Origin of the sequence: Banduia mediterranea (genome assembly GCF_031846245.1) — a bacterium.
GTDB lineage: Bacteria > Pseudomonadota > Gammaproteobacteria > Nevskiales > Nevskiaceae > Banduia > Banduia mediterranea.
In genome coordinates, this window is the sequence record NZ_JAVRIC010000002.1 from 97424 (window position 1) to 120067 (window position 22644).

Sequence of the window (22644 nt, forward strand, 5' to 3'; positions counted from 1 at the left end):
ATCCATGAATTTCTACGAACGGTATGTGTTGCCGCAACTCATCGACTTGGTTTGCGCTTTACCCACATTTCAGCGCGAGCGCGGCAAAGTCGTTCCCTTGGCGACGGGTCGTGTCCTTGAAATCGGCATCGGCACCGGTCGCAATATGCCGTTTTATCGGCGTGACGCCGTACAGTGTGTCTGCGGCGTCGATCCAGGGCTCCACCCCAGGGCGAGACGTCGCGCGCAGGCACTCGGAGTCGAGGTCGCCGAGTTGCCCCTGTCAGCGGAACGTATACCCGCAGACGACCACAGCTTTGACTGCGCCGTCTGCACGTTCAGCCTGTGCACGATTCCGGATCCGCTAGCGGCACTGTCCGAGATCCGGCGGACCCTCCGGCCAGGCGGGCGGCTACTGTTCGCCGAGCACGGTGCGGCACCCGACGCGGCTGTCCGGCGCTGGCAGGACCGCGTGACACCGTACTGGAAGCACATCGGCGGCGGTTGCCATCTGAACCGAGAGATTCCCGAACTGATCCGCAGGGCCGGCTTCAGGCTTGAATCGCTGTCTTCCGGCTATGCGCCGGGCCCGAGAGTCCTGACCTACCTCCATTCCGGCTGCGCCGTCATCCACTGAATTCCGCAATGCCCCATGACACAGCAAGCGGTCCGCTCCTGCGCCCGCTCGAACTGAACGGCGCGGGTGGCCTGCGCCTCTCGGCCGAGGCCGCCGGAGACCCCGTCGCCCAGCCTGTCCTGCTGCTGCACGGCGGCGGACAAACCCGCCATGCCTGGTCCGGTACCGCGCAGCGGCTGGCGGATGCCGGCTACTACGCCATCGCCTACGATGCCCGAGGGCATGGCGACAGTCAGTGGGCGCCCGACGGGGACTACAGCGCCGATGCGCTGGTCGCCGATCTCGCCTCCGTATGCGGGACTCTCGTCGCGCCACCGGTGCTGGTCGGTGCCTCAATGGGAGGACTGACCGCCATGGTTGCACTCGGCGAGTCGAGCCCCCCGATCGCACGTGCACTCGTCCTTGTGGACATCGCAGCACGCCTAGAGGCCGCCGGTGTCGAGCGTGTCCTGAACTTCATGGGCGCGCACACATCAGGGTTCGCGACACTCGAGGAGGCGGTGGACGCCGTTGCCGCCTACAATCCTCACCGGCCACGCCCGCGCGGCACCGAAGGCCTACGCAAGAATCTTCGCAAGCGCGAGGATGGGCGTTGGTACTGGCATTGGGACCCGCGCTTTCTGAATCACGCCACTCGTTCTCAGGCCGGTGAAGCCTTGGTCCAACAGGAGCGACGCATACAAGCAGCACAGCACATCACCGCACCAAGCTTACTGGTGCGTGGCGGGTCCAGCGATGTGGTTAGCGCACAAGGTGCCCGCGAACTGCAGCAGCTGATTCCGCAGGCTGAGCTGTTCGACGTCCAGGACGCCGGGCATATGGTTGCCGGTGATCGTAACGACGTCTTCAGTCACGCCGTGATCGAGTTTCTAACACGCACCGTGCCGCCGGTTCGGCCCTGAGTAACGTCACCCCAGATTATCCATCAGATGGAGTTCACATGAATCTCGACTTCTCCCCCGAGGACCAAGCCTTTCGAGCTGAGGTCCGCGCTTGGATACGGGACAATGTCCCCGAACAAGCCGGCCCGGCGATCGGCATCCCCAGCCACAAGGAGACCCAGTTCGCCTGGGAGCGCAAGCTCGGACAGAAGGGTTGGCTCGCCTACACCTGGCCCCAGGAATTCGGCGGTCCCGGCTGGAGCGCGACCCAGCGATACATTTTCGATACCGAGCGCGCCCTCGCCGGGGCGCCGCCGTCCAGTCCATTCGGACTGGCGATGCTGGGCCCCGTGCTGATGAAGTACGGAAACGACGCGCAGAAGCAACGCTACCTGCCGCCGATCGCACGCGGTGAGGAGTTCTGGTGCCAGGGCTACTCCGAACCCGGTGCCGGCTCCGATCTGGCCGGCCTGAAGACACAGGCCAAGCGCGAAGGAGAGCACTACGTCGTCAACGGGCAGAAAATCTGGACCACGCAGGCGCATTGGGCCAATTTCATGTTCTGCCTAGTGCGCACCAACACGGAAGTCCCCAAGCAGCAAGGCATCTCCTTTCTGCTGATCGACATGCGCACGCCGGGCATCGAGATCCGGCCGATCACGACGATCGACGGCCATCACCATCTCAACGAGGTATTCCTCACCAACGTCCGTGTGCCGGCCGAGAACCTGGTCGGCGACGAAGGACAGGGCTGGACCATCGCCAAGTACCTGCTGACGCACGAGCGCACCAGCATCGCCGGGGTACCCGACAGCTACTACCAACTTGGGCGGCTGCGCGAAGCCGTCGCCACCGATGCCGCGCTCTCCGAAGATCCTCTCGTGAGCCACCGCTTGGCGGCGCTGGAAGTCGACCTCCTGGCGCTGGAGTACACCAATCTGCGCACGCTGGACCGCGTCGCCAAAGGGCAGCCGCCGGGCAGCGAATCCTCGGGTCTGAAGATCAAGGGCACCGAGCTGCAGCAGGCGATCTCCGAGGCACAGATGGAACTCGGCGGGCTGGGCGCCCTGCCCTGGCTGTCGCCTGCCGATGACGCCCATCCGGTCTTCGCCGCCGCCACCCAGCGCTACAACTTCCTGCGCGCCAGCAGCATCTACGGCGGCACCAACGAAATTCAGAAGAACGTGCTGGCGAAGCTGCTGCTGCAGCTCTGAACGGCCTTGACACAAGGGATATCGATCATGGATTTTTCCTACTCTCAGGAACAGGAGATGCTGCGCGACAGCGCAGCCAAGTTTGCACTCAAGGGCTACGGTTTCGAGCGCTATCAGTCGACGCTCGATCAGCCCGGCCACTGCGATCCGGCAGTCTGGTCACAGATGGCGGAATTCGGCTGGCTTGGGCTGGCCGTCCCCGAGGACGCTGGCGGCCTGGGTGGCAGTGCGCTGGACGTGGCCCTGGTTTGCGAAGCACTGGGCAGCGGCATGGTACTGGAGCCCTTCGTGGCTGGCGCGGTTCTGCCCGCTCGGCTACTGAGCCTGGCAGGTGGACAGCCGGCCCTGCTCGAGGCGGTGGCGTCGGGTACGACCCAGTTCGCCGTGGCCTGGACCGAGTCTGGCACCCGTCACGACCCGGCGTTCTGCACCACACGCGCCAAAGCGCAGTCCGACGGTTATATGCTGACCGGCCGCAAGCAGTGTGTGCTCAATGCATCCAACGCCCAGACGCTGATCGTCGCCGCCCGCACTTCTGGAGAGGACGGCGACGAGAACGGAATCTCGCTGTTCGCTGTGGAGGCCAGCGCGCCCGGCGTCGAGCTCAAGCCCTATCCGATCATGGGCGGCGGCTACGCTGCAGACCTGCAGTTCGACGCAGTCAAGGTCGACGGCAGTGCGCTGGTGGGCAGCCTGGATGCCGGTTTCGAGCCGCTCGACGCCGCGCTCGACCATGCCACGGCGGCAGCCTGCGCGCAGGCGCTGGGCGCCATGAGCGCGCTGCTCGAGCGTACCGGCAACTACCTGAAGGTGCGCAAGCAGTTCGGCACACCGATCGGCAGCTTCCAGGTGCTGCAGCATCGTTTGGTCGACATGTTCGTCGAAGTCGAGCAGTCACGCTCAATGGTGCTGATGTCGAGCGTACGTGTGGACAGCAGCCCGGAGGCATCCGTACGGCGTCGCGCAGTATCGGCCGCCAAGGCCTATCTGGCGCAATCGAGCAAGTTTGTCGCGCAACAGGCCGTGCAGCTGCACGGCGGCATCGGCGTAACGGAGGAGCTGGACATCGGGCACTACTTCCGTCAGCTCAGCGCCTTCGGCAACCTCTACGGCGACCGCACGTGGCACCTGCGCCGCTTCGCCGCGACCCCAGCAGCCTGAGAGCCCCCTATGGATCAAGCCAGCGTTGCACCTCATCCATACCTGAGCGAGACACACGAAACCTATCGCAGTCAGCTCAGGCGTTTCGTACAGAAGGAATGCGAACCCCACATCGACGCCTGGGAGCGCGCCGGCGAGTTGCCGCGACCGCTTCAGCTCAAGGCCGCAGAGGCTGGCGTACTGGGCATCGGGTTCTCCGAGGAATACGGCGGCAGCGGCGACAACGACCCGTTCTACCAGTCGATCATGGCCGAGGAACTGGCCCGGGCCGGTGCCGGTGGCCTGCTGGCCAGCCTGGTCAGCCACCGCATCGGCAGCCCGCCAGTCGACGCCTTGGGCACACCGGATCAAAAAGAGCGGTTTCTGCGACCGGTCCTCGAAGGCCGCAAGATCGCCGCACTGGCCATCACCGAACCCGGCGGCGGTTCGGACGTGGCCAACCTGAGAACGACTGCCCGGCGCGATGGGGACCACTACATCGTCAACGGCGCCAAGACCTTCATCACCTCCGGCATGCGCGCAGACTGCATCACTGTTGCGGTGCGCACCGGCGGCCCCGGCATCGGCGGCGTGTCACTGTTGGTGGTCGAGGCCAACACGCCTGGGTTCACACGCAGCCCGCTCGAAAAGATGGGCTGGTGGTGTTCGGACACGGCGACGCTGTACTTCGATGATTGCCGGGTGCCGGCGGCCAATCTCCTTGGCGAAGAGAATCGCGGCTTCAAGGCGATCATGCACAACTTCAACAACGAGCGACTGATGCTGGCTGCTCAGGCCTGGGGTTTCGGCCAGGTCTGTTACGAAGAGGCACTGGCCTATGCGCGCCAGCGGCATACTTTCGGCGATCCGCTGATCGCTCGACAGGTGATCCGCCACAAACTGGTGGACATGAAGATGCAGCTGGACGCGGTCAAGGCCCAGCTGGACTTGCTGTGCTGGCAAGTCCGAGAAGGGTACACGCCGGTTTCGGAAATCTGCCTGCTCAAGAATCTCGCCACCGGCATGCTCGAACGCGTCGCCGGCGAAGCGGTACAGATCTTCGGCGGCGCCGGCTATCTCCGGGGAGCCAAGGTCGAGCGCATTTTCCGCGAAACCAAGGTTCTGTCGATCGGCGGCGGCGCCACGGAAATCATGAAGGATCTAGCCGCGCGTCAGCTTGGTTATTGAGCCTGAATTCGGGAGCGACGATCCCGTCTCCGCCACGGGATCGTCGCACTCGCCAAGATGCTCAGACCTTGCCGGTCAGCTCCGGCACCACCTGGAACAGATCGCCGTCACCTTGCCCTTCTCCTTCAGACGCACTGCTTCTTCCATCGCGATTCGGTGACCACACCGCTGCCGTCGGACTTCACCTGGATGCGGACGTTGTAGTCCACGACGCGCTTGACGCTCACGGGTGCTTTCATTGTCAGTCGATTCGTCTGATGTCAGCGTGAAGATGCTGCACGGCCCTGGGGCCGGCCTCGGCGGGCTGAGCAGAAGCGTCCGCTTAAGCGAACCCGATAAGTTTCTACACAGCTGCGCTCTTTGCCGCTTTGGGCTTGCGAGTTGTCCGCCCCTTTGTCTGCTCAGCGGGCTTGAACACGCCGTCCGATAGAATGCTGACCATCTGATCGACAGTGGCGCTGAGCGCCCCCTGGTCCGGGTCGAACCACTCCACCGTCCAGTTGATGGCCCCAAGCACGATCAAACGCGTCAGGTGGAGGTCTGCCCTGGGTCGAATCTCGCCCCGTTCATCGGCCTCAATCAGCAACTGGTCCCACAGCGCGCTGTACTTGCGACGGCGGTTCTGATTGGGGCGCCGCAAGCCCGCTGGCAACTGACCGTAAACCCGGATGGCCGCCGACGTGTATTCCTCATGCTGCAATAGACCGGTGAGGTGACCTTCCACAGCAGCGGCAAACCTCTCCCGACCCGTGGCGTCCGCGGGTAAGGCGTTGAGCCGTTCGAGCACGGCCATATGCACGAGGTCAATGCCGACATCCAGGATCTCGGCCAGAATCCGATCCTTCGACTCAAAGTGATAGTAGACACTTCCCGCCTGAATGCCCGCATCGTCCGCAATCTGCCTCAATGTAGTCGCGGCATACCCTTGCCGCTTGAACAAGCCGGCAGCAGCCTTGAGCACCTGATGCCGCGTAATGTCTGCGGCTGAATCGTTCGTCCTGCGCGAAGCCCTTTTTTTTCTTGCTATTACCATTCGTCGCATCTCATCGCTGATCAGCCTTGATCATTTGTACGTCACGACAAAAAATGCGTGCGCTCTGCATTGAGTCGCATGAAAGCGATGCCGCACTCGCGTATCTAACTACCATTTGATAGAATCATACGCTAAAATACACGGGCAGCAAGCGTCCGGTCCTCCATCAGACAAACCTCAGTCTTAACAGCGCGGAATCCACCATCATGAATCTCGAACTCGCCAACAAGTCCGTCGTGATCACCGGCGGCGGCTCCAACATAGGCCGGGCCATAGTCCTGGCTTTTGCCCGGGAAGGTGCAAACATCACCATCGGCGACATCGACGAAGGCCAGGCAAACAAGGTGGCGGAACTCGCGCGCACGCGCGGCGCCTCGGATGTCCAGGCGATCAAGGCCGACACGACGCAGATCGATCAGGTCGATGCCATGATGGAAGCCGCCGCGTCCCGCTACGGCGGGATCGATGTGCTCGTCAACAACGTCGGCTGGGATCAGCTGATGTTCTTCACGCAGACCACGCCGGAGTTCTGGGACAAGATCATCCGCATCAACTTCGTCAGCGTACTCAACTGCACCAGTGCTGCACTCAAAAGGATGATCCCCGCGCAGAAGGGGAGCATCGTTTCGATCAGCTCCGACGCCAGCCGCCAGGGCGAGCCACGCGAGGCCGTGTATGGCGGCATGAAAGCGGCGGTCAACAGCCTCATGAAGACGGTTGCCAAGGAGAACGGGCGCTATGGCGTCCGCTGCAATTGCATCTGCCCAGGCGTGACGATTCCTGAAACCGACGACGAGGTCGGCAGCGCCAGCATGTGGTCCAAGCCCCTGTTCACACCCGATCAGCTCGAGAAAGTGGCGGCGGCGCTGCCGCTCAAGAAGGTCGGACGTCCCGCAGACATCGCCAACGCGGTGCTGTTTCTGTCCTCGTCGGCGGCCGCCGGCCATATCACCGGACAGGTCCTGTCGGTGTCCGGCGGCTACAGCATGATCGGCTGAAAGACCCCGTGCGCCGGCACAGAGCGCAGGACACGGGCGCACCGAGGGTCGCGATCCCGCGGCCGGGGAGGCCCGTGCGATGAGCGCCGGGCAGACGCGAACCGATGTGGGCACGGCGCAAGGCTGCTACCACGAGGCGCGCGCGTGGGTCGGGCGCAGCACCGGGCCTCGCCCGCTGGAGGCTCCGCCGGACGAATCGCGCTGCAAATACTTCGCCGCCTTGTGCGAGGACGGCAATCCGGCCTACTGGGACACCGAGTGGGCCAGCCACACATTCGGCGCAGCCCTCGCACCCAGCGGCATGCTGATGAGCCTGCTGATGCCGCTGCCGTGGAAGCCGGGCGGCCGGGGTGATCCACCTTCGATGGCATTGGATGTGCCGCTGCCGGGCCGGACTTTCATCAACGTCGAGACCGACTGCGAGCTGCTGCGGTCGGTGCACCAGGGCGAGCGTCTGAGTGTCCGCGAGACGGTCGTCGAGATCTCCCCCGAAAAAAGTACGCGCCTCGGGCGCGGCCACTTCGTTACGACGCGAGCGGAACTGCTGGATGCCGGGCAGCAATGCGTCGCCACGATCACCAACGTGCTGTACCGCTTCGATGCCTTCGGGGCGGAACCATGAGCGACCGCTACGTTCAGAAGCTCTGGTCGGACGTGCACGAGGATCAGCCGATCGCGCCGATGTCCTTTGCGGTCGACTACGCCCGCATCATCCTCAACGCGGCATCGACCTGGGACTTTTTCCCAGGGCATCACAATCCTGACTACGCCCGCGGCCAGGGCCAGCCCGACATCTACGCGAGCACGATCTTTTTCCATGGACTGATCGACCGCTACGTGACCGATTGGGGCGGACCGCTGACGCTGGTGCGCCGTCGGCGCATGCGGATGGTCGCCAGCGTGCACCCGGGCGACACGCTCACGGCCGAGGGCCGGGTCACGCGACACTACCGCGATCCCGACTATCACGGCATGGTCGAGCTCGACATTGCGCTGAGCACCTCGCGCGGGCTATGCGTCCCCGCTGCCGTCCGTGCATGGCTGCCGCTGCGACAAGACGATTTCCCGACACCCACCACGAAAACGCCATGAACACTTCACCCGCACCTACTCAAGAACGCCTCGAGACCCGCATCCGGCAGGTCCAGGAAGCCACCCGCGGCATTTCCGAGCAGTACCCCCGCTCTTATATTCGCCAGTGCATCGACCAAGACCGCTTTCCGGAGGAGATGTGGAAGGCCTTGGGCGAGTACGGCCTGCTCGGCCTGTCAGTCCCTGAGCACTTCGGTGGCTCCGGGGGCGGCGTCGTGGAAATCGTTGCGCTGGCCGAAGCACTCGCCCTGGGCGGCGTGCCGACGCTGTTCCTGGTCGTCACCGGCCTCGGCCGCGTGCCCATCGTGCGCCACGGGACGCCGGAACAGATCAAGAAGTTCGTCACGCCCACCTGCGACGGCTCGGTCAAGCTGTGTTTCGCGATCACCGAACCCAATGCCGGCACCAACAGCTTCAACATGAACTCGCTTGCCACCCGTGACGGCGACGACTGGGTGCTCAACGGGCAGAAGGTCTTCATCTCGGGCGCGCGCGACGCGGACATCATGCTGGTGATCGCCCGCACGCAGAAGCCGAGCGAAGTCAAGCACCGCACAGACGGCATGTCGCTGTTCGTGGTGGACATGAAGACCCCGGGCATCACACTTCAGCAGCTCAACATTCAGGTCGAGACCGCCGAGCGCCAGTACATGGTGTTCTTCGACAACGTGCGACTGCCGGCCGACGCACTGATCGGCGAGGCCGGCAAGGGCGCCAAGCTCATGTTCGAGGGACTGAACTCCGAACGCCTGCTGGCCGCCGCGGCGGCACTGGGTATCGGCGACTATGCCCTCGGTAAAGCCGTCGCCTACGCGCAGGATCGCAAGCCCTTCGGCAAGCCCATCGGCAGCTACCAGGCCCTGCAGCACCGCATGGCGCTGGCCAAGGCCGAACTGGAGGCGGCGCGGCTGATGACCTATTCCGCTGCCGAGCGTTTCGACGCCGGCGAGGACGCCGGCGCGCATGCCAACATGGCCAAGCTGCTGGCCTCGCGCGCCGCCGTCGCGGCGGTCGAGGCGGCGATCCAGACCCACGGCGGCTACGCCTTCGACCGCGACTACGACGTGGTCACGCTCTGGCCCATGGTGCGGCTGATGGAGATTGCGCCCATCAACAACGAGATGCTGATGAACTACATCGGCGAGCATGTGCTTGGGCTGCCGAAGAGCTACTGAGATGGCGCAGATGCGGGTACAGCGGCCGGCGCGTGGCAGCTCGGCATAAGGCGCATCAGCCGCTTTGATCGCCTCACCCCAGTGCATCGGGCTCGCAATCGCCAGCCCAGCCCGCGAGCAGCATCAGACCGGCTGCGATCCAGTACGCGCGCAGCAGACCGGGTGATGATCGTGCGGTTTCATTCATCGAAGTGAACGAGATATTGCGAGGAGAGAATCATGGCTGAGCAGGAGGAGCTTTTCTACAAGGTCGAGGGCGGCATCGCCACCCTCACCCTTAATCGCCCCGAGCGACGTAACGCACTTTCGCCGGCGCTGACGCATCGACTCGCAGACGCCTGGAAACGCATCGACGCGGACCCCGAGGTGCGCGTGGCCATCGTCACCGGCACGAGCTGCGGCACCTTCTGCGCGGGCATGGACCTGCGCGAAGGCGCGCGGCTCAAGGCCGAAACCGGCAAGGATGTCCTCGAGTTCTTTGCCGATCTGCGCAACGACGGCCTACGCCAGGTTCGCAAGCCGCTGATCGCGGCGATCAACGGCCATTTTCCGGCCGGCGGCATGATGCTGGCGCTCAACTGCGACTTGCGCGTCGGCCTGGCCGGCACCCGCGGCGGCATCACCGAGGTGAAGGTCGGGCGCGGCTCGCCCTGGGCTGTGCCGCTGCTGTGGATGATGCCGCAGGCCCTGCTGATGGAAACCGTGCTCACCGGTGAGATGATTCCCGCCGAGCGCCTCTACGAGGTCGGCTTCCTCAACTACCTCGAACCAACCGACGAGGCGGTGCAGGCGCGCGCGCTGGAGCTGGCGCGCAAGATCGCCGACGCCGCACCGCTGTCGGTGGTGGCCGGCAAGAAAGTGCTCAAGGATGCCACCACGCTGGGCTGCGAGCCGGGCCTGCAGCAGGCCTGGACGTACTACCACGAGCACGTCTATGCGAGTGAGGATGCGATCGAGGGCCCCAAGGCCTTCGCCGAGAAGCGCAAGCCGGTCTGGAAAGGCCGCTGAGGAGGGGTCCATGAGCACGCCATCCTCCGCGGCCGACGTGGCGCAGCCGCCGCGCTTCGGATTCACCGACGATGAACTGGCCATGCTGCCGACCGTGTACGCGCCCGGGCTGTTCGCCGGGCAGCGCGTGCTGGTTTCCGGTGCCGGCAGCGGCATCGGCAGGGCCATCGCCTTCCTGTACGCGCGGCTCGGCGCACGGCTGCTCATCTGCGGCCGCAAAGCCGAGGCGCTGGAGGCGACCGCAGCCTGGCTGCGCCGGCTCGGCAGCCCGGAGGTGCTGGTGCAGCCAGCCAGCATCCGCGACCCGGAGGCCGTGTCCGCGCTGATGGACCTGGTCTGGCAGCGCTTCGGCGGCCTGGACGTGCTGGTCAACAATGCCGGCGGCCAGTTCCCCAAGCCCGCCCTGGAGCTGAGCCGCAACGGCTTCAACGCGGTGGTCGACACCAATCTCAACGGCACCTGGAACATGATGCAGGCGGCCGCCCACCGCTGGGTCGGATCCGGGACGCCGGGCTGCGTGGTGAACGTCGTCATCGTGCTCGATCGCGGCAATCCCGGCATCGCGCACAGCGCCGCGGCGCGCGGCGGCGTGGTCGCGCTCAGCCGCACGCTGGCCCTGGAATGGGCGCCGCACCGCATCCGCATCAACTGCGTCGCGCCGGGCACCATCGAGAGCAATGGCTTCAACAACTACCGGCCGGAAGACGCCGCGCGCTTCCGCTATTCCAACCCTATGCTGCGCAACGGCGACGTGCAGGACATCGCCGAGGGCGTGGTCTACCTCTCCGCGCCGTCGGGCAAGTTCATCACCGGCGAGGTGCTGCGCATCGACGGCGGCGGCACGCTCTGGGGCGAAGCCTGGACCGCCGGCAAGCCCGACTACTTCAAGGTGCCCGAATGAACGATTCCAGTCCGACCGACATCCCCGTCATCCGCTTCACCAGCCACCGCCGCACGATTACCGAAACCGACATCGTCAACTTCGTCAACGTGGCCGCCCTGCATGAGCCGTTCTTCATCGACATGGAGTACATCCGCGACAATCTTGCCGAAGGCCACCGCAGCCGCTTCGCGCCTGGCCCGATGATCATTTCGCTGGGAATGGGCCTGGTGTCCACCCTCATCAAGGACGTGATCGACCGCGCGCTTGAAGGGCAGGATGCCGGCGCATTCGGCGGGATGACCGGCGTCAGCGCACGCCTGGGCGCCGCACTGTTCCCCAACGACACCATCCACGTCGAAGCTCAGGCGCAGTGCCGGCCCAAGACCCGCCGCGGCTATACCTTGCTGGACATCCGTCACCGCGTGATCAACCAGCGCGGCGAGCAAGTGGCGGACTTCACCGAAACTGTCTGCTTCCTGCCTCGGCAACCGCTCGCATGAGGACACTGGAGGGCATCGTCGTCCTGGATCTGTCACGCCTCATGGCCGGCCCCTATGCGGCCATGGCCTTGGCGCAATACGGGGCGCGTGTGATCAAGATCGAGGCGCTTGCCGGAGAGGAAGGCCGCGGATTCGGCCCCCCGTTCTGCGGTGAAGTCGCCGCCTTGTTCATGCAGACCAATCGTGGCAAGCAATCGCTGGCGCTGGACTTCCGCAAGCCGGCCGGCCGCGAGGTACTCGAACGGCTGGTGGCCAGGGCCGACGTGCTCATCCACAGCTTCCGCCCCGACTTTGCCGAGCGCGCGAAGCTGCGCTACGAGGATCTGGCGCCACTCAATCCGCGCCTGATCCACTACACCGTGACCGCCTACGGCAGCGACAGCCCCTATCGACTCAAGCCGGCGGTTGACAGTGTCGTGCAGGGGATGGCTGGCGGGTTCTACGGGGCTGGCGAAGAGGACGACCCGCCCATCCGCAACAGCCTTCCAGTCGTCGATGTAGCCTCGGGCATGTGCGGCGCCATGGGTGTGCTCGCCGCGCTGCTTGAGCGCAGCAAAAGCGGGACAGGCCAGAAGGTGGAGCTGGCACTTATTGACACAATGTTCAATTTTCTCGGCAGCAAGATCGCTGAAGCTGCTTTAGGAGGCAAGGTCTCCCGGGAGATCAATCCGCCCATCGTGGCGCCCAGCCGGCATTTCGCAGGCGCCGACGACCGCTGGTTCACCGTGTCCGTGATCAACGATGCGGCCTTCGAACGACTGTGCGCGGTAATCGACCGGCCCGACTGGGCGACGGCCCCCCAGTACCGGGACAATGCCGCCCGCATCCGCAACCGCCCCCTGCTGCTGCCCGCACTTGCCTCGATCTTCCGCACCCGACCGGCGCGGGAGTGGCTCGAAGCCTTCGAGCGTGCCGATATTCCGGCCGGACCCGTTAACACGGTACCCGAGATGCTGGCCGATCCAGCGCTGCAGGCACGGCTGGCCTTCCAATCAGGGGTTGACAACCTACCGATGCCGGAAGTGCCGGTCTACCTGAGCCGTGGCCAGCACCGCGCTGCGGAGCTGCAGCGTGCGCCCGGCCTGGGTGAGCACAGCGCAGAGGTTCTGGACTTCGCCGGCTATTCAGCCGAGCGCATCCAGGCGCTGGCCGAAACTGGCGTCATCAGGCTGGGCGGCCCGCCGCGTCTGCATGACCTGCCTTCTTCATCCCCGGAGACCGAAAATCAATGAAACTGAAAGATCGTGAAGCCGTCATCGTCGGCGTCGCCGATGTGCCCTTGCGCGACGGGCAGGTCGTCGAGCCGCTCTCCGTGCTCCAGGTGCAGGCACGCGCGGCGCGCGATGCCCTGCGCGACGCAGGCCTGTCGATGCGCGATGTCGACGGCCTGCTGTGCGCCGGCATGTGGGGCGTGCCCGGCCCCGGACAGCTGATCACGCCCACCATGGCCGAGTACTTCGGTATTGCCCCGCGTTTCATGGATGGCACAAACATTGGCGGATCGGCCTTCGAATCGCACGTCGCACACGCCGCCATGGCCATTGAGGCTGGTCGCTGCGAGATTGCGCTGATCACCTACGGCAGCACCCAAAGAAGCGAAAAAAGCCGCAACCTGGGCGGACGCCCCGCAGTTCTGACCATGCAATACGAGACGCCTTTCGGTATGCCTACCCCCATTGGCGGATATGCCATGGCGGCAATGCGACACATGCATGAATACGGCACGACGTCCGAGCAGTTGGCAGAGATCGCGGTCGCCACGCGCAAGTGGGCACAGCGCAACCCTGCCGCAACAATGCGCGACCCACTGACGATAGAACAGGTACTGTCGAGCCCGATGATCTGCGATCCCCTGCATCTGCTGGACGCCTGCCTGGTCACCGACGGAGGCGGTGCCGTCGTGATGACGACCGCCAAGCACGCTCGTGCGCTCGGTCGTACTGCGGTCTACGTCCGCGGCTACGGAGAATGCACCACGCACTGGACCATCGCCGCGATGCCGGACCTCGCGCGCCTGACTGCCGCAGAGATCGCCGGACGCGAGGCTTTCGCGATGGCGGGAATCGGCCATGACGCAATCGATGTGGTCCAGATCTACGACAGCTTCACCGTCACTGTGCTGCTGACGCTCGAAGCACTTGGGTTCTGTGAGCGCGGACAAGGCGGCGCGTTCGTCGCCAAGCAGCGCACCGCACCGGATGGCGCGTTTCCCATGAACACCAGCGGCGGCGGCCTGTCCTGCCTTCATCCCGGCATGTTCGGCATCTTCCTGCTGATTGAGGCCGTACGGCAGCTTCGGGGTGAGTGCGGCGAGCGCCAGGTGACGGACGCCCGCACGGCCCTGGTCCACGGCACCGGCGGCACACTGTCCAGCGGCGCCACCTGCATTCTCTCGCGGAGCTGAACGCCATGTACGACAAGCCCCTGCCGGTCATCGACCCGGAAAGCGCCCCTTACTGGACGGCCCTGCGCGACGGCCGCCTGCTGCTCAGGCACTGCCGAGACTGTGGTCGCCATCACCACTATCCACGAGAACTCTGCCCACATTGCGGCTCTGACTCGCTGGACTGGGAGGCGGCGCGCGGAACCGGCACGATCTACAGCTACACCATCGCTCGCCGGCCGGCGGGTCCCGCATTCAAGCCCGACACTCCCTACGTCGTCGCCATCATTGAACTTGATGAAGGCGCACGTCTGATGAGCAATCTGGTGACCAGCGATGTCGAAGCGGTGCGCATCGGCCAGCGCGTCGACCTCTACACCGACGCGGTGACACCCGAGGTCACGCTGCCCCGGTTCCGCATTCAGGGCGCAGGCCGTCACGACGCGACATGAACGCGTTACCGACACCGACACCGCTTGGCCACCGGAGGCCGTATCCGCACCGGTGCATCCGCCGCAAGCGCCGGTGCGGCCCTGCCCTGCTCGCGATCACGCTACCCACAGCCTTGGTGTATGCCGCTCCCCTGAGTGCCGCCAACGGAATTTCGCCCCTAGGAACTGGCGCCATACAAAACGGTCTGGCCGGTGCCGGCACCGCAAGTGCGGGCGACGCCTTTTCCGTGGTGCGCAATCCGGCCGCCGGCGCAGCGCTGACGACGCAGCTCGCAGTCAGCCTGGATCTCGCGCTTCCGAACGGTCGGATCACGGCTGGTGCCTCGGCCTCTGATCCCGGCGTCTTCGCGTTCGTCCCGCAGACGCAACGCTCGGTCGACGGTGCTCTGCCGGTACCGCAGTTCGCGTATAACCGACACTTGGAGAACGGCTCGGCCTGGGGCGTCTCGCTGAGTGCCGCCGGGCTGGCGGCGGAGGCCCCCCACGGCAGCGCCCTGTTTGCCGACTCGATTCCATTGCTGCAGGCGCAGTGCGAAGGCGTGCTCGGCGGCGGCGCTCCACTCCCCGGCACAAGCGATCGCTACGGACTGTGCGGCAACAGTGTGGGTACCCTGCAACTGCAGATGTATCAGTTGTTCTTAGCAGCCCACTATGCGCACCTGTTCGGCCGCGGGCTGAGCCTGGGCGTTGCGCCAATACTGTCCGTGCAGACGCTTGACGCGAGGGGGTTTCAGGCGCTTGCAAAGTTCTCCAACAACCCTCAGGCCACCAGTGACAACGGCGATGAACTGTCCTGGGGTGCGGGCGGACGAGTGGGCCTGCTCTGGCAGCCCACGGACCACTTCGGCGTGGGCGTCGCCTGGCAAACCAGGATCCGGATTCGCGAGTCCGAGGACTACGCGGGCCTACTGCCGGGGGGATCTCTGGATATGCCGTCGAGCCTGCATATCGGGACCATCCTGATGCCGCATCCAGGACATCAGCTGTTCGTTGATGTCGAACACATCCGCTACGAGGACAGCCGCCCACTATCGAACCCCGTGGAGGCTCAACGCCTGACCGATGATTGCCTGCTGCCGCGACTGATCAGGATTGTGACGCCGGGTGGTCAGGCCCCCACAGCGTCGCCCGCTTGCTTCGGCGCCACAACCGGCCCCGGCCTGGGATGGCGCAATCTCACTGTCTACAAGGTCGGCTACGAGTACACCCATCGGCGACTGAGTCTGCGCACGGGCTATGCGCAGAGCCGGCGGCCGATGGCTGCCGATCAGGCGCTGGCGGCCATGGTGGCCCCGGCAACCAGCCGGCGTCATCTCGCCGTGGGGCTGTCCTGGAGAAGCTCTGCCCGATGGCGGGTCGACGTTATGCTGCAGCACGCGCTTCCCGAGCGTGTCGAAGGACGCAACCCGTTGAGCCAGATTCAGCCGCAGCTGTTGCCGCCAGCGGTCGAGGCCGGTACAGAGGCCAACGACCAGCCGGTGCTGGTCGAGCTGGAGGTCTGGCAGCTCGGCCTGAGCCTGAGCCGGACCTTCGGCGTGGTGCCGGCCCTATGACTGGAGGTCGTAACGCCTGGCTGCCCCTGTCCGGCCTGCGCGTACTGGATTTCTCGCTGCTGCTGCCGGGGCCATTCGCGACGGTGACGCTGGCCGACCTGGGCGCCGAGGTGATCAAGATCGAACCGCCGGCGGGCGATTTCGCGCGGCGCATGGCCGGGCCGATGCATGCCATGGCCAACCGCAACAAGCGCACGCTGGCGCTGGATCTCAAGAACCCCGCAGTGCGCCCGCTGATCGAGCGCCTGGCGCGCTGGGCGGACGTGGCCGTCGAAGGCTTCCGACCCGGCGTTGCGCAGCGTCTGGGCGTGGATCACGCCACGCTCTCGGCACTCAACCCGCGACTGGTCTACTGTTCGATTTCCGGTTACGGGCAGCACGGCCCGGCGCGCGACACGCCCGGCCACGATCTGAACTATCTGGCCGCCTCGGGCGCGCTGATGTTTCCCGGCCACTGGCACGGCGCCCCGCAGCGGTCCGGCATCCCGGTAGCGGACCTCGCCGGCGCCAGCTTCGCCATCATCGCCATCCTGGCCGCGCTGCACGAGCGCCAGTGCAGCGGCCGCGGCGCCCATCTGGACCTGGCGCTGGCCGATGCCGCTCTCGCCTTCGCCACCGCCCGCCACGGCCTGGACGCCGAGGGCCCGTCGCGCGCGCACCTGTACCCCACCAACGACATCTTCGAAACCGCCGATGGCCGCAGCCTCGCGCTGGGGCTGATCGAGCCGCACTTCTGGGCCGGCTTCGTCGCCGCGAGCGCCGATCTCGCGCCCGACTTCGCGCGTCCGGCCTGGGCCGACGAAGCCGGCCGACTGGCCGACGGCGACGCCCTGCACCGCCGCCTCACCGAGGTCCTGCGCCTGCTGTCGTCCGCGCAGTGGCTGGCGCGCTTTGCGCGCCACGACGTGCCGGCGCAGACGGTACTCTCGCCTGCCGAGGCCGGGCGCAGCCCGCAGGCGCAGGCGCGGGCGCTGGTCATGGAGCGCGACGGCGAGCGGCACCTGCCGTTTCCGGTGTGGGCGAACGGCCGTCGCGGCGGCCATCTCGAATGCACCGCCGCCGCCGTCGGCGCCCACGGCCCGGAAATACTGACCGCGCTGGGCCTGTCCGCAGCACAGATTGCCGCGCTGCACGCCGCGGGCGCGGTGACACTGCCCCCGACCAACCCGCACAACCGCACAGAGAAGACCCCAGAATGACGATGACCCCGACCACAGCGGCAGCACCGATTACGCCCGCACCACGCCGGTCGGCGGCCTGATGTACCGGCACAGCCCGGCGCTGCACCGGTACGCGGCCTACGGCACCGGCTTCGAGACGCCGCCCCTGGTTGAACTCGCCTACCGGCCCGACGGCGCTTCGGGCCTGAACCGCGAGTTGGACGCGGCGCGCACCGATCACGCCGAGATCGGCGCCAAGCGGCGCCAGGGCGTCGAGGCCGAGGTGCGGCAGGGCTATCTCGCCTGCACCGGCGTGCTGGAGTCCCATCTGTACGGCGCGCTGCGCTGGGGCGCCGAGCGCGATTGGCAGGTATCGCTCGATGCGCAATACCTGTCCGCAGTCCTCCCGGTCAACGACGGCAACGGCCGCTACTACGAGCCCGAGCTGGGCTTGGCGGAACTCGCCGGGATACAAGTCAACTGGCAAAGCGGAGCATACGGGACATGAACTCTCAGACGACCACACCGGCGCCGGCGAAACCGGCAGCGACCATCCTGCTCCTGCGCGACGGCTCCGCCGGGCTCGAGGTGTTCATGGTGGTACGCCACCACGAAATCGACTTCGCGGCTGGCGCGCTGGTGTTTCCCGGGGGCAAGCTCGCACCCGGCGACAGCGAGCCCCTCGCCCACGCGCGTGCGACCGGACTCGACGGCCTGAGCGCAGAAGCGGCGGCCCTGCGCATCGCCGTGATCCGGGAGGCATTCGAGGAATGTGGCCTGCTGTTCGCACGCGAACGTGGCGGCGGCACGCTGATCGGCCCGGACCGGCTGCAGACGCTGGATCGCTACCGCGGCCCGCTTGATCACGGCGAGCTGACAGTGGGCGAGATGCTGCACGAGGAGAATCTGGAACTGGCCTGCGAGTCGCTCGTGGACTACGCCCACTGGGTCACGCCGCTGATGATGCCCAAGCGCTTCGACACGCATTTCTTCCTGGCCTCACCGCCCGCCCGCCAGTTGGCACGCCACGATGGCCGCGAGCTGGTCGATTCAGTCTGGATCCGCCCGGCCGACGCGCTGGCGCAGGCCGACGCCGGAGCGCGCACGATCATCGCCCCGACGCGGCTTAACCTGCAGCGCCTTGGGCTCAGCGGCACCGTCGAGGCCGCGCTCGCCGCCGCGCGTGCCCAGCCGGTGGTCCGGGTGTTGCCCGAGCTGGTGAAGACGCCCAGCGGTCCGCGCCTGCGCATCCCCGACGGGGCTGGCTACCCCGTCACCGAGTTCGAACCCGGCACGCCGCCGGCGGAAAAGCCGTAGAAAGCCGTAGTACGCATGTCCGCCAGCCCCCAACGACACCAACGACACCAACGACACCAACGAGAGGAGACCCCGATGGCCGTCATCGACCTGTTGCTGCGCAATGTTGCCCAGACCCCCGACAAGCCCGCTGTAATCGCCGCCGATGGAGAGCTGAGTTTTCGTCAACTCAACGATGCCGCTGGCCGCATCGCCACACGCCTGCGCGAACGCGGCGTGCGCCGCGGCGACAAAGTCGCCATGGCCCTGGACAATGCGGAGGCCGTGCACTTCACGGCCAGCTACTTCGGCATCCACAAGCTCGGCGCCGTGCCGGTACCGATGAACGTGCGCTGGGCCGCGCCGGAGAAGCGCTACGTCCTTGAGCACAGTGACGCGGTCGCACTCATTTGCGGCGCGGCGCACACCGCGCACTTTGTGCCGTTAAGCGAGCAAAAATCGCCTGAGAACCTGAAGGTCAAAAGCTGGCTGGTTACCGGAAGCACGCCGGTGGCCGGCTTCGAGGCCTTGGCAGACGTCCTTCACACGGGTCCGATCGAGGTGCCGCCGCTGGATCCGGCTCCGACCATGGACGACGCGGCAGACCTGCTCTACACCTCCGGCACCACTGGAATGCCCAAGGGCGTTCTGGTTCCCCAGGGCAACCTCGCCGATCAGCCGACTCCGCCAGGGCAGCCCAACATCACGCAGGCGCTTGCGGCGCTGTTCGGGCAACGCCTGCTGCACGCCGTGCCGTTGTTCGGGTTCACGGGCTGCCATGGACTCATGCTGATGTGCGCACGCGCCGGCATCACTCAGATCGCGCTGCCAAAATTCGATCCGGAATCCCTGCTTGCCAGCATTGAGAAGCACCGTGCAAGCTCGATCATGGGTGTGCCGACCATGCTCAACCTGGCCATGAAGCATCCCAGCCTGGGCCAGCACGATTACAGCAGCATGCAATTCGTGTTCTTCGGCGCGGCGCCGATCCAGCCGGACACGGTACGCAAGATGCTGCAAGTCTGGCCCCGCGTGCGCATGCTCAACGGCTATGGCCTGACCGAAGGCGGTCTAGGGGCGGCCTGCATGCTGGGCCCCGATCCTGAGGATATTCTCAAGCGTCCGGGATGTGTGGGCCGGCCGGCCGGCTGCGAGGCGGTGATCGTTGACGACGACGACCGGGTCTTGCCGCAGGGCGAGATCGGGGAACTTTGCTTCCGTTCCGACGTCTCGCGCCGACGCTACTACAAGGGCGACGAACTCACGGCCCAGCTCTGGCGCGGCGGCATGCTGCACACCGGCGACGTCGGCTACGTCGATGCAGAAGGTTTCGTCTATATCACGGACCGCAAGAAGGACATGGTCCTGCGTGGCGGCTATAACATTTTCGCCGTCGAGGTCGAGCGCGTCCTGGTGGAAATCCCGTCGGTACTCGAAGCCACCGTCGTCGGCATTCCGCATCCCGACCTGGGAGAAGACATATTGGCCGTGCTGGTACCGCGGCCGGGCATGGAGCCCGGCACGGGCGAGCTGGCCCCCGAGCGGATCAATGCCTTCTGCCGCGAACATCTGGCCGACTACAAGTGCCCTCGGCATGTCGTGTTTGTCGACGAGCTGCCCAAGAACGCCATGGCCAAGATCCTCAAGAACGAACTGCGCGAACGCTACCGCGGCTTGCTGAGCGCAAGCGGCTGACGTGCGGGCAAGAGCGCTGAAGCGGCAGAGTGCGGCCGCTTCAGCGCGGGTTCGGTGCCAATCAGCCGGGAGTGCTCAGCCCACCGTTGACGCTCAACGTCTGGCCGGTGATGGCCTGCGCCGCTGGGCTGGCCAGGAAGGCGACCGCCTCCGCGATGTCCTGGCAGCGCACGTCGAAATGCATGCGCCGGCGCAGATTCTGCAGCATTCCGGCGTGGCGATCGCCCCCCATCAGGGACTCCGAGCCGTCCTGCCAGCGCGGCTCGGCATCGCTGATGTAGCTCATCGAGACCGCATTCATGCGAATGCGCTCTCGGCCGAACTCGCGCGCCAGCACGCGGCACATCTGCATCATCGCTGCGGTCGCACCGCCGATCAGCGCCTCGCCGACGGTCGCCACCCGTCCAGCGTCGGTGCCGATCATCACCATGCTGCCGCCGCCGGCGGCGCACATATGCGGGTAGACGGCACGGATCGCGTGCAGGCGCGTGAGCCAGTGGGCGCGGATGAAGCGTTCGATGTGCTGCTCGTCCATCTCCTTGAACAGGCGGAACCCCAGAGAGTCCTGGCTCGCGCCGGCACCGCTGCCGACGAGGATGTCGATGCGACCGAAACGCGCCGCCACTCGCCCGGCCAGCGCGTGGAGCTGAGCCGGGTCGTAAAGGTCCGCCGCCTCGAAGCAGGCCTTCCCGCCCTGGGCCTCGATCTCGTTCACGACCGCTGCACCGGCCTGCGCGTTGCGGCCGCTGACGATCACTCGGGCACCGTCCCGTGCCAGGCGCACGGCGACCGCGCGGCCGATGTACCCCGTAGCACCGGTCACCAGCGCGACCGAGTCTTGTAGGCCGCCTTCCGTCGTCCGGATTGACATGCTTCACCTCAGAAGTTTGTGAAGAAATACCGTCCCATGCATTTCTTCGGTCGCAAGTCCGGCGCACGCCCGAACTTACTCCCGCGCATCGAATTCCTTGCGGGCTTGATGCTCGTCCGGCCATCCTTGGCCAGCCGGAGAGCTTGAAGAATTCACAAGCTCTCAGCGGAACGGGCTGAAATCGGGCTTGCGCTTTTCGAGGAAGGCGCTGGCGCCCTCGGCCTGTTCGCCGGTGCGGAAATAGTCCGGCGCAATCTCGCGGATCATCTCGTTCATGTCGCGCTGCATGATCGGTTCCATGTGATAGTAGAACGAACGCTTGAGAATCTTCAGGCAGGTAGGGCTGACCGCGAGCAGTTCATCGGCCCACTTGCGCACCTCCTCGTCGAGCTGTGCCATCGGCACCACGGCGTTGGCCAGCCCCCAGTCGAGGGCCTGGCGCGCGGTGTAGCGGCGGCACAACATCCACAGCTCGCGTGCGCGCTTGTGGCCGAGCACGTTGGCCGAATGGCTGACGATGTAGCCGCCGGCCGGCGAGCCGACCCGCGGGCCGTTCTGGCCGAAGATCGCGTGCTCGGCGGCGATCGTGAAGTCGCAGAAATAGGCGATGTGGTGGCCGCCGCCGATGGCGTAGCCGTTGACGCGCGCGATCACCGGCTTGAGGCACTCCGCGATCTGACGATTGAAGGTGAAATTGAGATCCTCCAGGCCGCTCTTGCCGTCGGCGTCACCCTTCTCCCAGTTGATGTCGCCGCCGACGCAGAACGCCCGCTCGCCGGTGCCGGTCAGCACAATCACGCCGACGTTGCGGTCGTTGGCCGCCTTGTCCAGCAGTTCCTGCATTTCCTTGATGTTGTCGCCGGTGAACGCATTGAGCGTCTTGGGGCGGTTCAGCGTGATCGTCGCAACATGGTTGTCGACGCCGTACAGCACTTCTTTGTCGGACATCTTGAGGACCTCATCGTGGAGGAAAAAGGCGTACGCGCGCAGCGCCCTCAACGCGGGGCCGGTGCAGCGTACGGCATGTACAGGAACAAACGTTTCGTCATTCTGGCCTGCTTGTGTGCGAACCGCTGGCCGGCTGCCCCCATGATTCCCGGGCTGCCGGCGCTCGCGGTTCTTGCAGCGCGCCGGATCCTGCTTATACCGTCGGCCCGCTGTGCGTGTTCGCACAACACAGTCCGACACGACCAAGTCAGCTTCGCAGCCGGCTTGACCACCCGGCTCCGGAGCCCGGTTTCGCCCCCCGGCGCCGAAAAACCCCGAACTTGTGATCCTCGAATGACGTACAGAAAGTGGTGCTGCATGTTCTGCGATCTCGTCTATGACGAACAGCTGGGATCGCCGGACGAGGGCATTGCGCCCGGCACACCCTGGGATGCCTTCCCGGACAGCTGGATCTGTCCCGACTGCGGCGCATCGAAGGGCGATTTCATGATGCTTGAGGTGGGCTAAAGGCGTTCCGGTGGGCGCGTAGCGAAGTACTCACGCGGACGCCCGGTTCGC

At 65.8% G+C, this 22644-nt stretch carries 23 protein-coding genes and 2 pseudogenes; 21 read left to right on the plus strand and 4 right to left on the minus strand.

Translation table 11 applies throughout. The annotated features are described in order from the left end of the window. Nucleotides 1–4: 4 nt before the first annotated feature. Genes RM530_RS01955 through RM530_RS01975 form a run of 5 tightly spaced genes read left to right on the plus strand, consistent with a single transcriptional unit; the run spans nt 5 to nt 5039 of the window. Nucleotides 5–616: a class I SAM-dependent methyltransferase gene (locus RM530_RS01955; RefSeq protein WP_311363521.1), complete on the plus strand. Its 612-nt coding sequence runs from the start codon at nt 5–7 to the stop codon at nt 614–616. 8 nt (nt 617–624) lie between these two features. After that, entirely contained in the window at nt 625–1518 is an 894-nt protein-coding gene (locus tag RM530_RS01960; protein WP_311363522.1) for an alpha/beta fold hydrolase, read from the plus strand. A 38-nt stretch (nt 1519–1556) separates the two neighbouring features. Beyond that, entirely contained in the window at nt 1557–2711 is a 1155-nt protein-coding gene (locus RM530_RS01965) for an acyl-CoA dehydrogenase family protein (protein ID WP_311363523.1), read from the plus strand. 27 nt (nt 2712–2738) lie between these two features. Beyond that, the gene (locus tag RM530_RS01970) at nt 2739–3872 is read left to right on the plus strand and encodes an acyl-CoA dehydrogenase family protein (protein ID WP_311363524.1); all 1134 of its coding nucleotides are present in this window, start codon (nt 2739–2741) and stop codon (nt 3870–3872) included. 9 nt (nt 3873–3881) lie between these two features. After that, the gene (locus RM530_RS01975) at nt 3882–5039 is read left to right on the plus strand and encodes an acyl-CoA dehydrogenase family protein (protein ID WP_311363525.1); all 1158 of its coding nucleotides are present in this window, start codon (nt 3882–3884) and stop codon (nt 5037–5039) included. A gap of 99 nt (nt 5040–5138) precedes the next feature. Here the strand turns inward: RM530_RS01975 and RM530_RS18610 are convergent. After that, nucleotides 5139–5278: pseudogene (locus RM530_RS18610) on the minus strand (EtfB protein); the annotation flags it as partial. A gap of 104 nt (nt 5279–5382) precedes the next feature. Beyond that, on the minus strand, nt 5383–6000 hold the full coding sequence (locus RM530_RS01980; RefSeq protein WP_311363526.1) for a TetR/AcrR family transcriptional regulator: 618 nt from the start codon (nt 5998–6000) through the stop codon (nt 5383–5385). Between the two features lie 308 nt (nt 6001–6308). On the opposite strand from RM530_RS01980, the gene RM530_RS01985 reads away from it, so the two are divergent. The 15 genes and pseudogenes from RM530_RS01985 (at nt 6309) to RM530_RS02055 (ending at nt 20267) form a co-directional block, all read left to right on the plus strand. Continuing rightward, nucleotides 6309–7070 carry an SDR family NAD(P)-dependent oxidoreductase gene (locus RM530_RS01985; RefSeq protein ID WP_311363527.1) on the plus strand — a complete coding sequence of 254 codons (762 nt, stop codon included), beginning with the start codon at nt 6309–6311 and terminating at the stop codon, nt 7068–7070. Between the two features lie 79 nt (nt 7071–7149). Then, the gene (locus RM530_RS01990; RefSeq protein WP_311363528.1) at nt 7150–7692 is read left to right on the plus strand and encodes a MaoC family dehydratase; all 543 of its coding nucleotides are present in this window, start codon (nt 7150–7152) and stop codon (nt 7690–7692) included. Beyond that, the gene (locus RM530_RS01995; RefSeq protein WP_311363529.1) at nt 7689–8162 is read left to right on the plus strand and encodes a hotdog family protein; all 474 of its coding nucleotides are present in this window, start codon (nt 7689–7691) and stop codon (nt 8160–8162) included. Before RM530_RS01990 ends, RM530_RS01995 begins: the two co-directional genes overlap by 4 nt. Continuing rightward, nucleotides 8159–9337 carry an acyl-CoA dehydrogenase family protein gene (locus RM530_RS02000; protein ID WP_311363530.1) on the plus strand — a complete coding sequence of 393 codons (1179 nt, stop codon included), beginning with the start codon at nt 8159–8161 and terminating at the stop codon, nt 9335–9337. The genes RM530_RS01995 and RM530_RS02000 overlap by 4 nt, the downstream gene beginning before the upstream one ends. 219 nt (nt 9338–9556) lie before the next feature. After that, nucleotides 9557–10345, plus strand: a complete 789-nt coding sequence (locus RM530_RS02005; RefSeq protein ID WP_311363531.1) for an enoyl-CoA hydratase/isomerase family protein — start codon at nt 9557–9559, stop codon at nt 10343–10345. Nucleotides 10346–10355: 10 nt separating this feature from the next. Then, nucleotides 10356–11246 (plus strand): SDR family oxidoreductase, encoded by an 891-nt coding sequence (locus RM530_RS02010; RefSeq protein WP_311363532.1) that lies wholly within the window; start codon nt 10356–10358, stop codon nt 11244–11246. Further along, a complete protein-coding gene (locus RM530_RS02015; protein WP_311363533.1) occupies nt 11243–11728 on the plus strand; it encodes a MaoC family dehydratase in 486 nt (161 codons plus the stop codon). The genes RM530_RS02010 and RM530_RS02015 overlap by 4 nt, the downstream gene beginning before the upstream one ends. Continuing rightward, nucleotides 11725–12960, plus strand: a complete 1236-nt coding sequence (locus RM530_RS02020; protein WP_311363534.1) for a CaiB/BaiF CoA transferase family protein — start codon at nt 11725–11727, stop codon at nt 12958–12960. Before RM530_RS02015 ends, RM530_RS02020 begins: the two co-directional genes overlap by 4 nt. Then, nucleotides 12957–14132: an acetyl-CoA acetyltransferase gene (locus RM530_RS02025; protein WP_311363535.1), complete on the plus strand. Its 1176-nt coding sequence runs from the start codon at nt 12957–12959 to the stop codon at nt 14130–14132. The genes RM530_RS02020 and RM530_RS02025 overlap by 4 nt, the downstream gene beginning before the upstream one ends. Nucleotides 14133–14137: 5 nt before the next feature. Then, on the plus strand, nt 14138–14563 hold the full coding sequence (locus RM530_RS02030; protein ID WP_311363536.1) for a Zn-ribbon domain-containing OB-fold protein: 426 nt from the start codon (nt 14138–14140) through the stop codon (nt 14561–14563). Between the two features lie 116 nt (nt 14564–14679). Beyond that, complete coding sequence (locus RM530_RS02035) at nt 14680–16116, plus strand: OmpP1/FadL family transporter (protein WP_311363537.1); 1437 nt, start codon at nt 14680–14682, stop codon at nt 16114–16116. After that, a complete protein-coding gene (locus RM530_RS02040; RefSeq protein ID WP_311363538.1) occupies nt 16113–17315 on the plus strand; it encodes a CaiB/BaiF CoA transferase family protein in 1203 nt (400 codons plus the stop codon). Before RM530_RS02035 ends, RM530_RS02040 begins: the two co-directional genes overlap by 4 nt. 10 nt (nt 17316–17325) lie before the next feature. Further along, a pseudogene (locus RM530_RS02045) lies at nt 17326–17784 on the plus strand (TonB-dependent receptor domain-containing protein); the annotation flags it as partial. Continuing rightward, nucleotides 17781–18593: an NUDIX hydrolase gene (locus RM530_RS02050; RefSeq protein WP_311363539.1), complete on the plus strand. Its 813-nt coding sequence runs from the start codon at nt 17781–17783 to the stop codon at nt 18591–18593. The pseudogene RM530_RS02045 and the gene RM530_RS02050, both read left to right, overlap by 4 nt. 75 nt (nt 18594–18668) lie before the next feature. Next, nucleotides 18669–20267 (plus strand): class I adenylate-forming enzyme family protein, encoded by a 1599-nt coding sequence (locus tag RM530_RS02055; RefSeq protein WP_311363540.1) that lies wholly within the window; start codon nt 18669–18671, stop codon nt 20265–20267. A 61-nt stretch (nt 20268–20328) separates the two neighbouring features. Here the strand turns inward: RM530_RS02055 and RM530_RS02060 are convergent, their stop codons facing one another. Then, a complete protein-coding gene (locus RM530_RS02060; protein ID WP_311363541.1) occupies nt 20329–21138 on the minus strand; it encodes an SDR family NAD(P)-dependent oxidoreductase in 810 nt (269 codons plus the stop codon). A 162-nt stretch (nt 21139–21300) separates the two neighbouring features. Then, nucleotides 21301–22086, minus strand: coding sequence for an enoyl-CoA hydratase-related protein (locus RM530_RS02065; protein ID WP_311363542.1), 786 nt, complete (start codon nt 22084–22086; stop codon nt 21301–21303). A gap of 333 nt (nt 22087–22419) precedes the next feature. On the opposite strand from RM530_RS02065, the gene RM530_RS02070 reads away from it, so the two are divergent. Then, a complete protein-coding gene (locus RM530_RS02070; RefSeq protein ID WP_311363543.1) occupies nt 22420–22593 on the plus strand; it encodes a rubredoxin in 174 nt (57 codons plus the stop codon). Nucleotides 22594–22644 lie beyond the last annotated feature (51 nt).

Excerpts from the sequence above, each read along its gene's own strand:
- RM530_RS02010 (WP_311363532.1), top strand. The coding sequence starts at position 10,356 with ATGAGCACGCCATCCTCCGCGGCCGACGTGGCGCAGCCGCCGCGCTTC.
- RM530_RS02050 (WP_311363539.1), top strand. The coding sequence starts at position 17,781 with ATGAACTCTCAGACGACCACACCGGCGCCGGCGAAACCGGCAGCGACC.
- RM530_RS01960 (WP_311363522.1), top strand. The coding sequence starts at position 625 with ATGCCCCATGACACAGCAAGCGGTCCGCTCCTGCGCCCGCTCGAACTG.
- RM530_RS01965 (WP_311363523.1), top strand. The coding sequence starts at position 1,557 with ATGAATCTCGACTTCTCCCCCGAGGACCAAGCCTTTCGAGCTGAGGTC.
- RM530_RS01970 (WP_311363524.1), top strand. The coding sequence starts at position 2,739 with ATGGATTTTTCCTACTCTCAGGAACAGGAGATGCTGCGCGACAGCGCA.
- RM530_RS02000 (WP_311363530.1), top strand. The coding sequence starts at position 8,159 with ATGAACACTTCACCCGCACCTACTCAAGAACGCCTCGAGACCCGCATC.
- RM530_RS02070 (WP_311363543.1), top strand. The coding sequence starts at position 22,420 with ATGACGTACAGAAAGTGGTGCTGCATGTTCTGCGATCTCGTCTATGAC.
- RM530_RS02030 (WP_311363536.1), top strand. The coding sequence starts at position 14,138 with ATGTACGACAAGCCCCTGCCGGTCATCGACCCGGAAAGCGCCCCTTAC.
- RM530_RS02015 (WP_311363533.1), top strand. The coding sequence starts at position 11,243 with ATGAACGATTCCAGTCCGACCGACATCCCCGTCATCCGCTTCACCAGC.
- RM530_RS02040 (WP_311363538.1), top strand. The coding sequence starts at position 16,113 with ATGACTGGAGGTCGTAACGCCTGGCTGCCCCTGTCCGGCCTGCGCGTA.
- RM530_RS02060 (WP_311363541.1), bottom strand. The coding sequence starts at position 21,138 with ATGTCAATCCGGACGACGGAAGGCGGCCTACAAGACTCGGTCGCGCTG.
- RM530_RS02055 (WP_311363540.1), top strand. The coding sequence starts at position 18,669 with ATGGCCGTCATCGACCTGTTGCTGCGCAATGTTGCCCAGACCCCCGAC.
- RM530_RS02020 (WP_311363534.1), top strand. The coding sequence starts at position 11,725 with ATGAGGACACTGGAGGGCATCGTCGTCCTGGATCTGTCACGCCTCATG.
- RM530_RS01975 (WP_311363525.1), top strand. The coding sequence starts at position 3,882 with ATGGATCAAGCCAGCGTTGCACCTCATCCATACCTGAGCGAGACACAC.
- RM530_RS02025 (WP_311363535.1), top strand. The coding sequence starts at position 12,957 with ATGAAACTGAAAGATCGTGAAGCCGTCATCGTCGGCGTCGCCGATGTG.
- RM530_RS01995 (WP_311363529.1), top strand. The coding sequence starts at position 7,689 with ATGAGCGACCGCTACGTTCAGAAGCTCTGGTCGGACGTGCACGAGGAT.
- RM530_RS02065 (WP_311363542.1), bottom strand. The coding sequence starts at position 22,086 with ATGTCCGACAAAGAAGTGCTGTACGGCGTCGACAACCATGTTGCGACG.
- RM530_RS01990 (WP_311363528.1), top strand. The coding sequence starts at position 7,150 with ATGAGCGCCGGGCAGACGCGAACCGATGTGGGCACGGCGCAAGGCTGC.
- RM530_RS01955 (WP_311363521.1), top strand. The coding sequence starts at position 5 with ATGAATTTCTACGAACGGTATGTGTTGCCGCAACTCATCGACTTGGTT.
- RM530_RS02005 (WP_311363531.1), top strand. The coding sequence starts at position 9,557 with ATGGCTGAGCAGGAGGAGCTTTTCTACAAGGTCGAGGGCGGCATCGCC.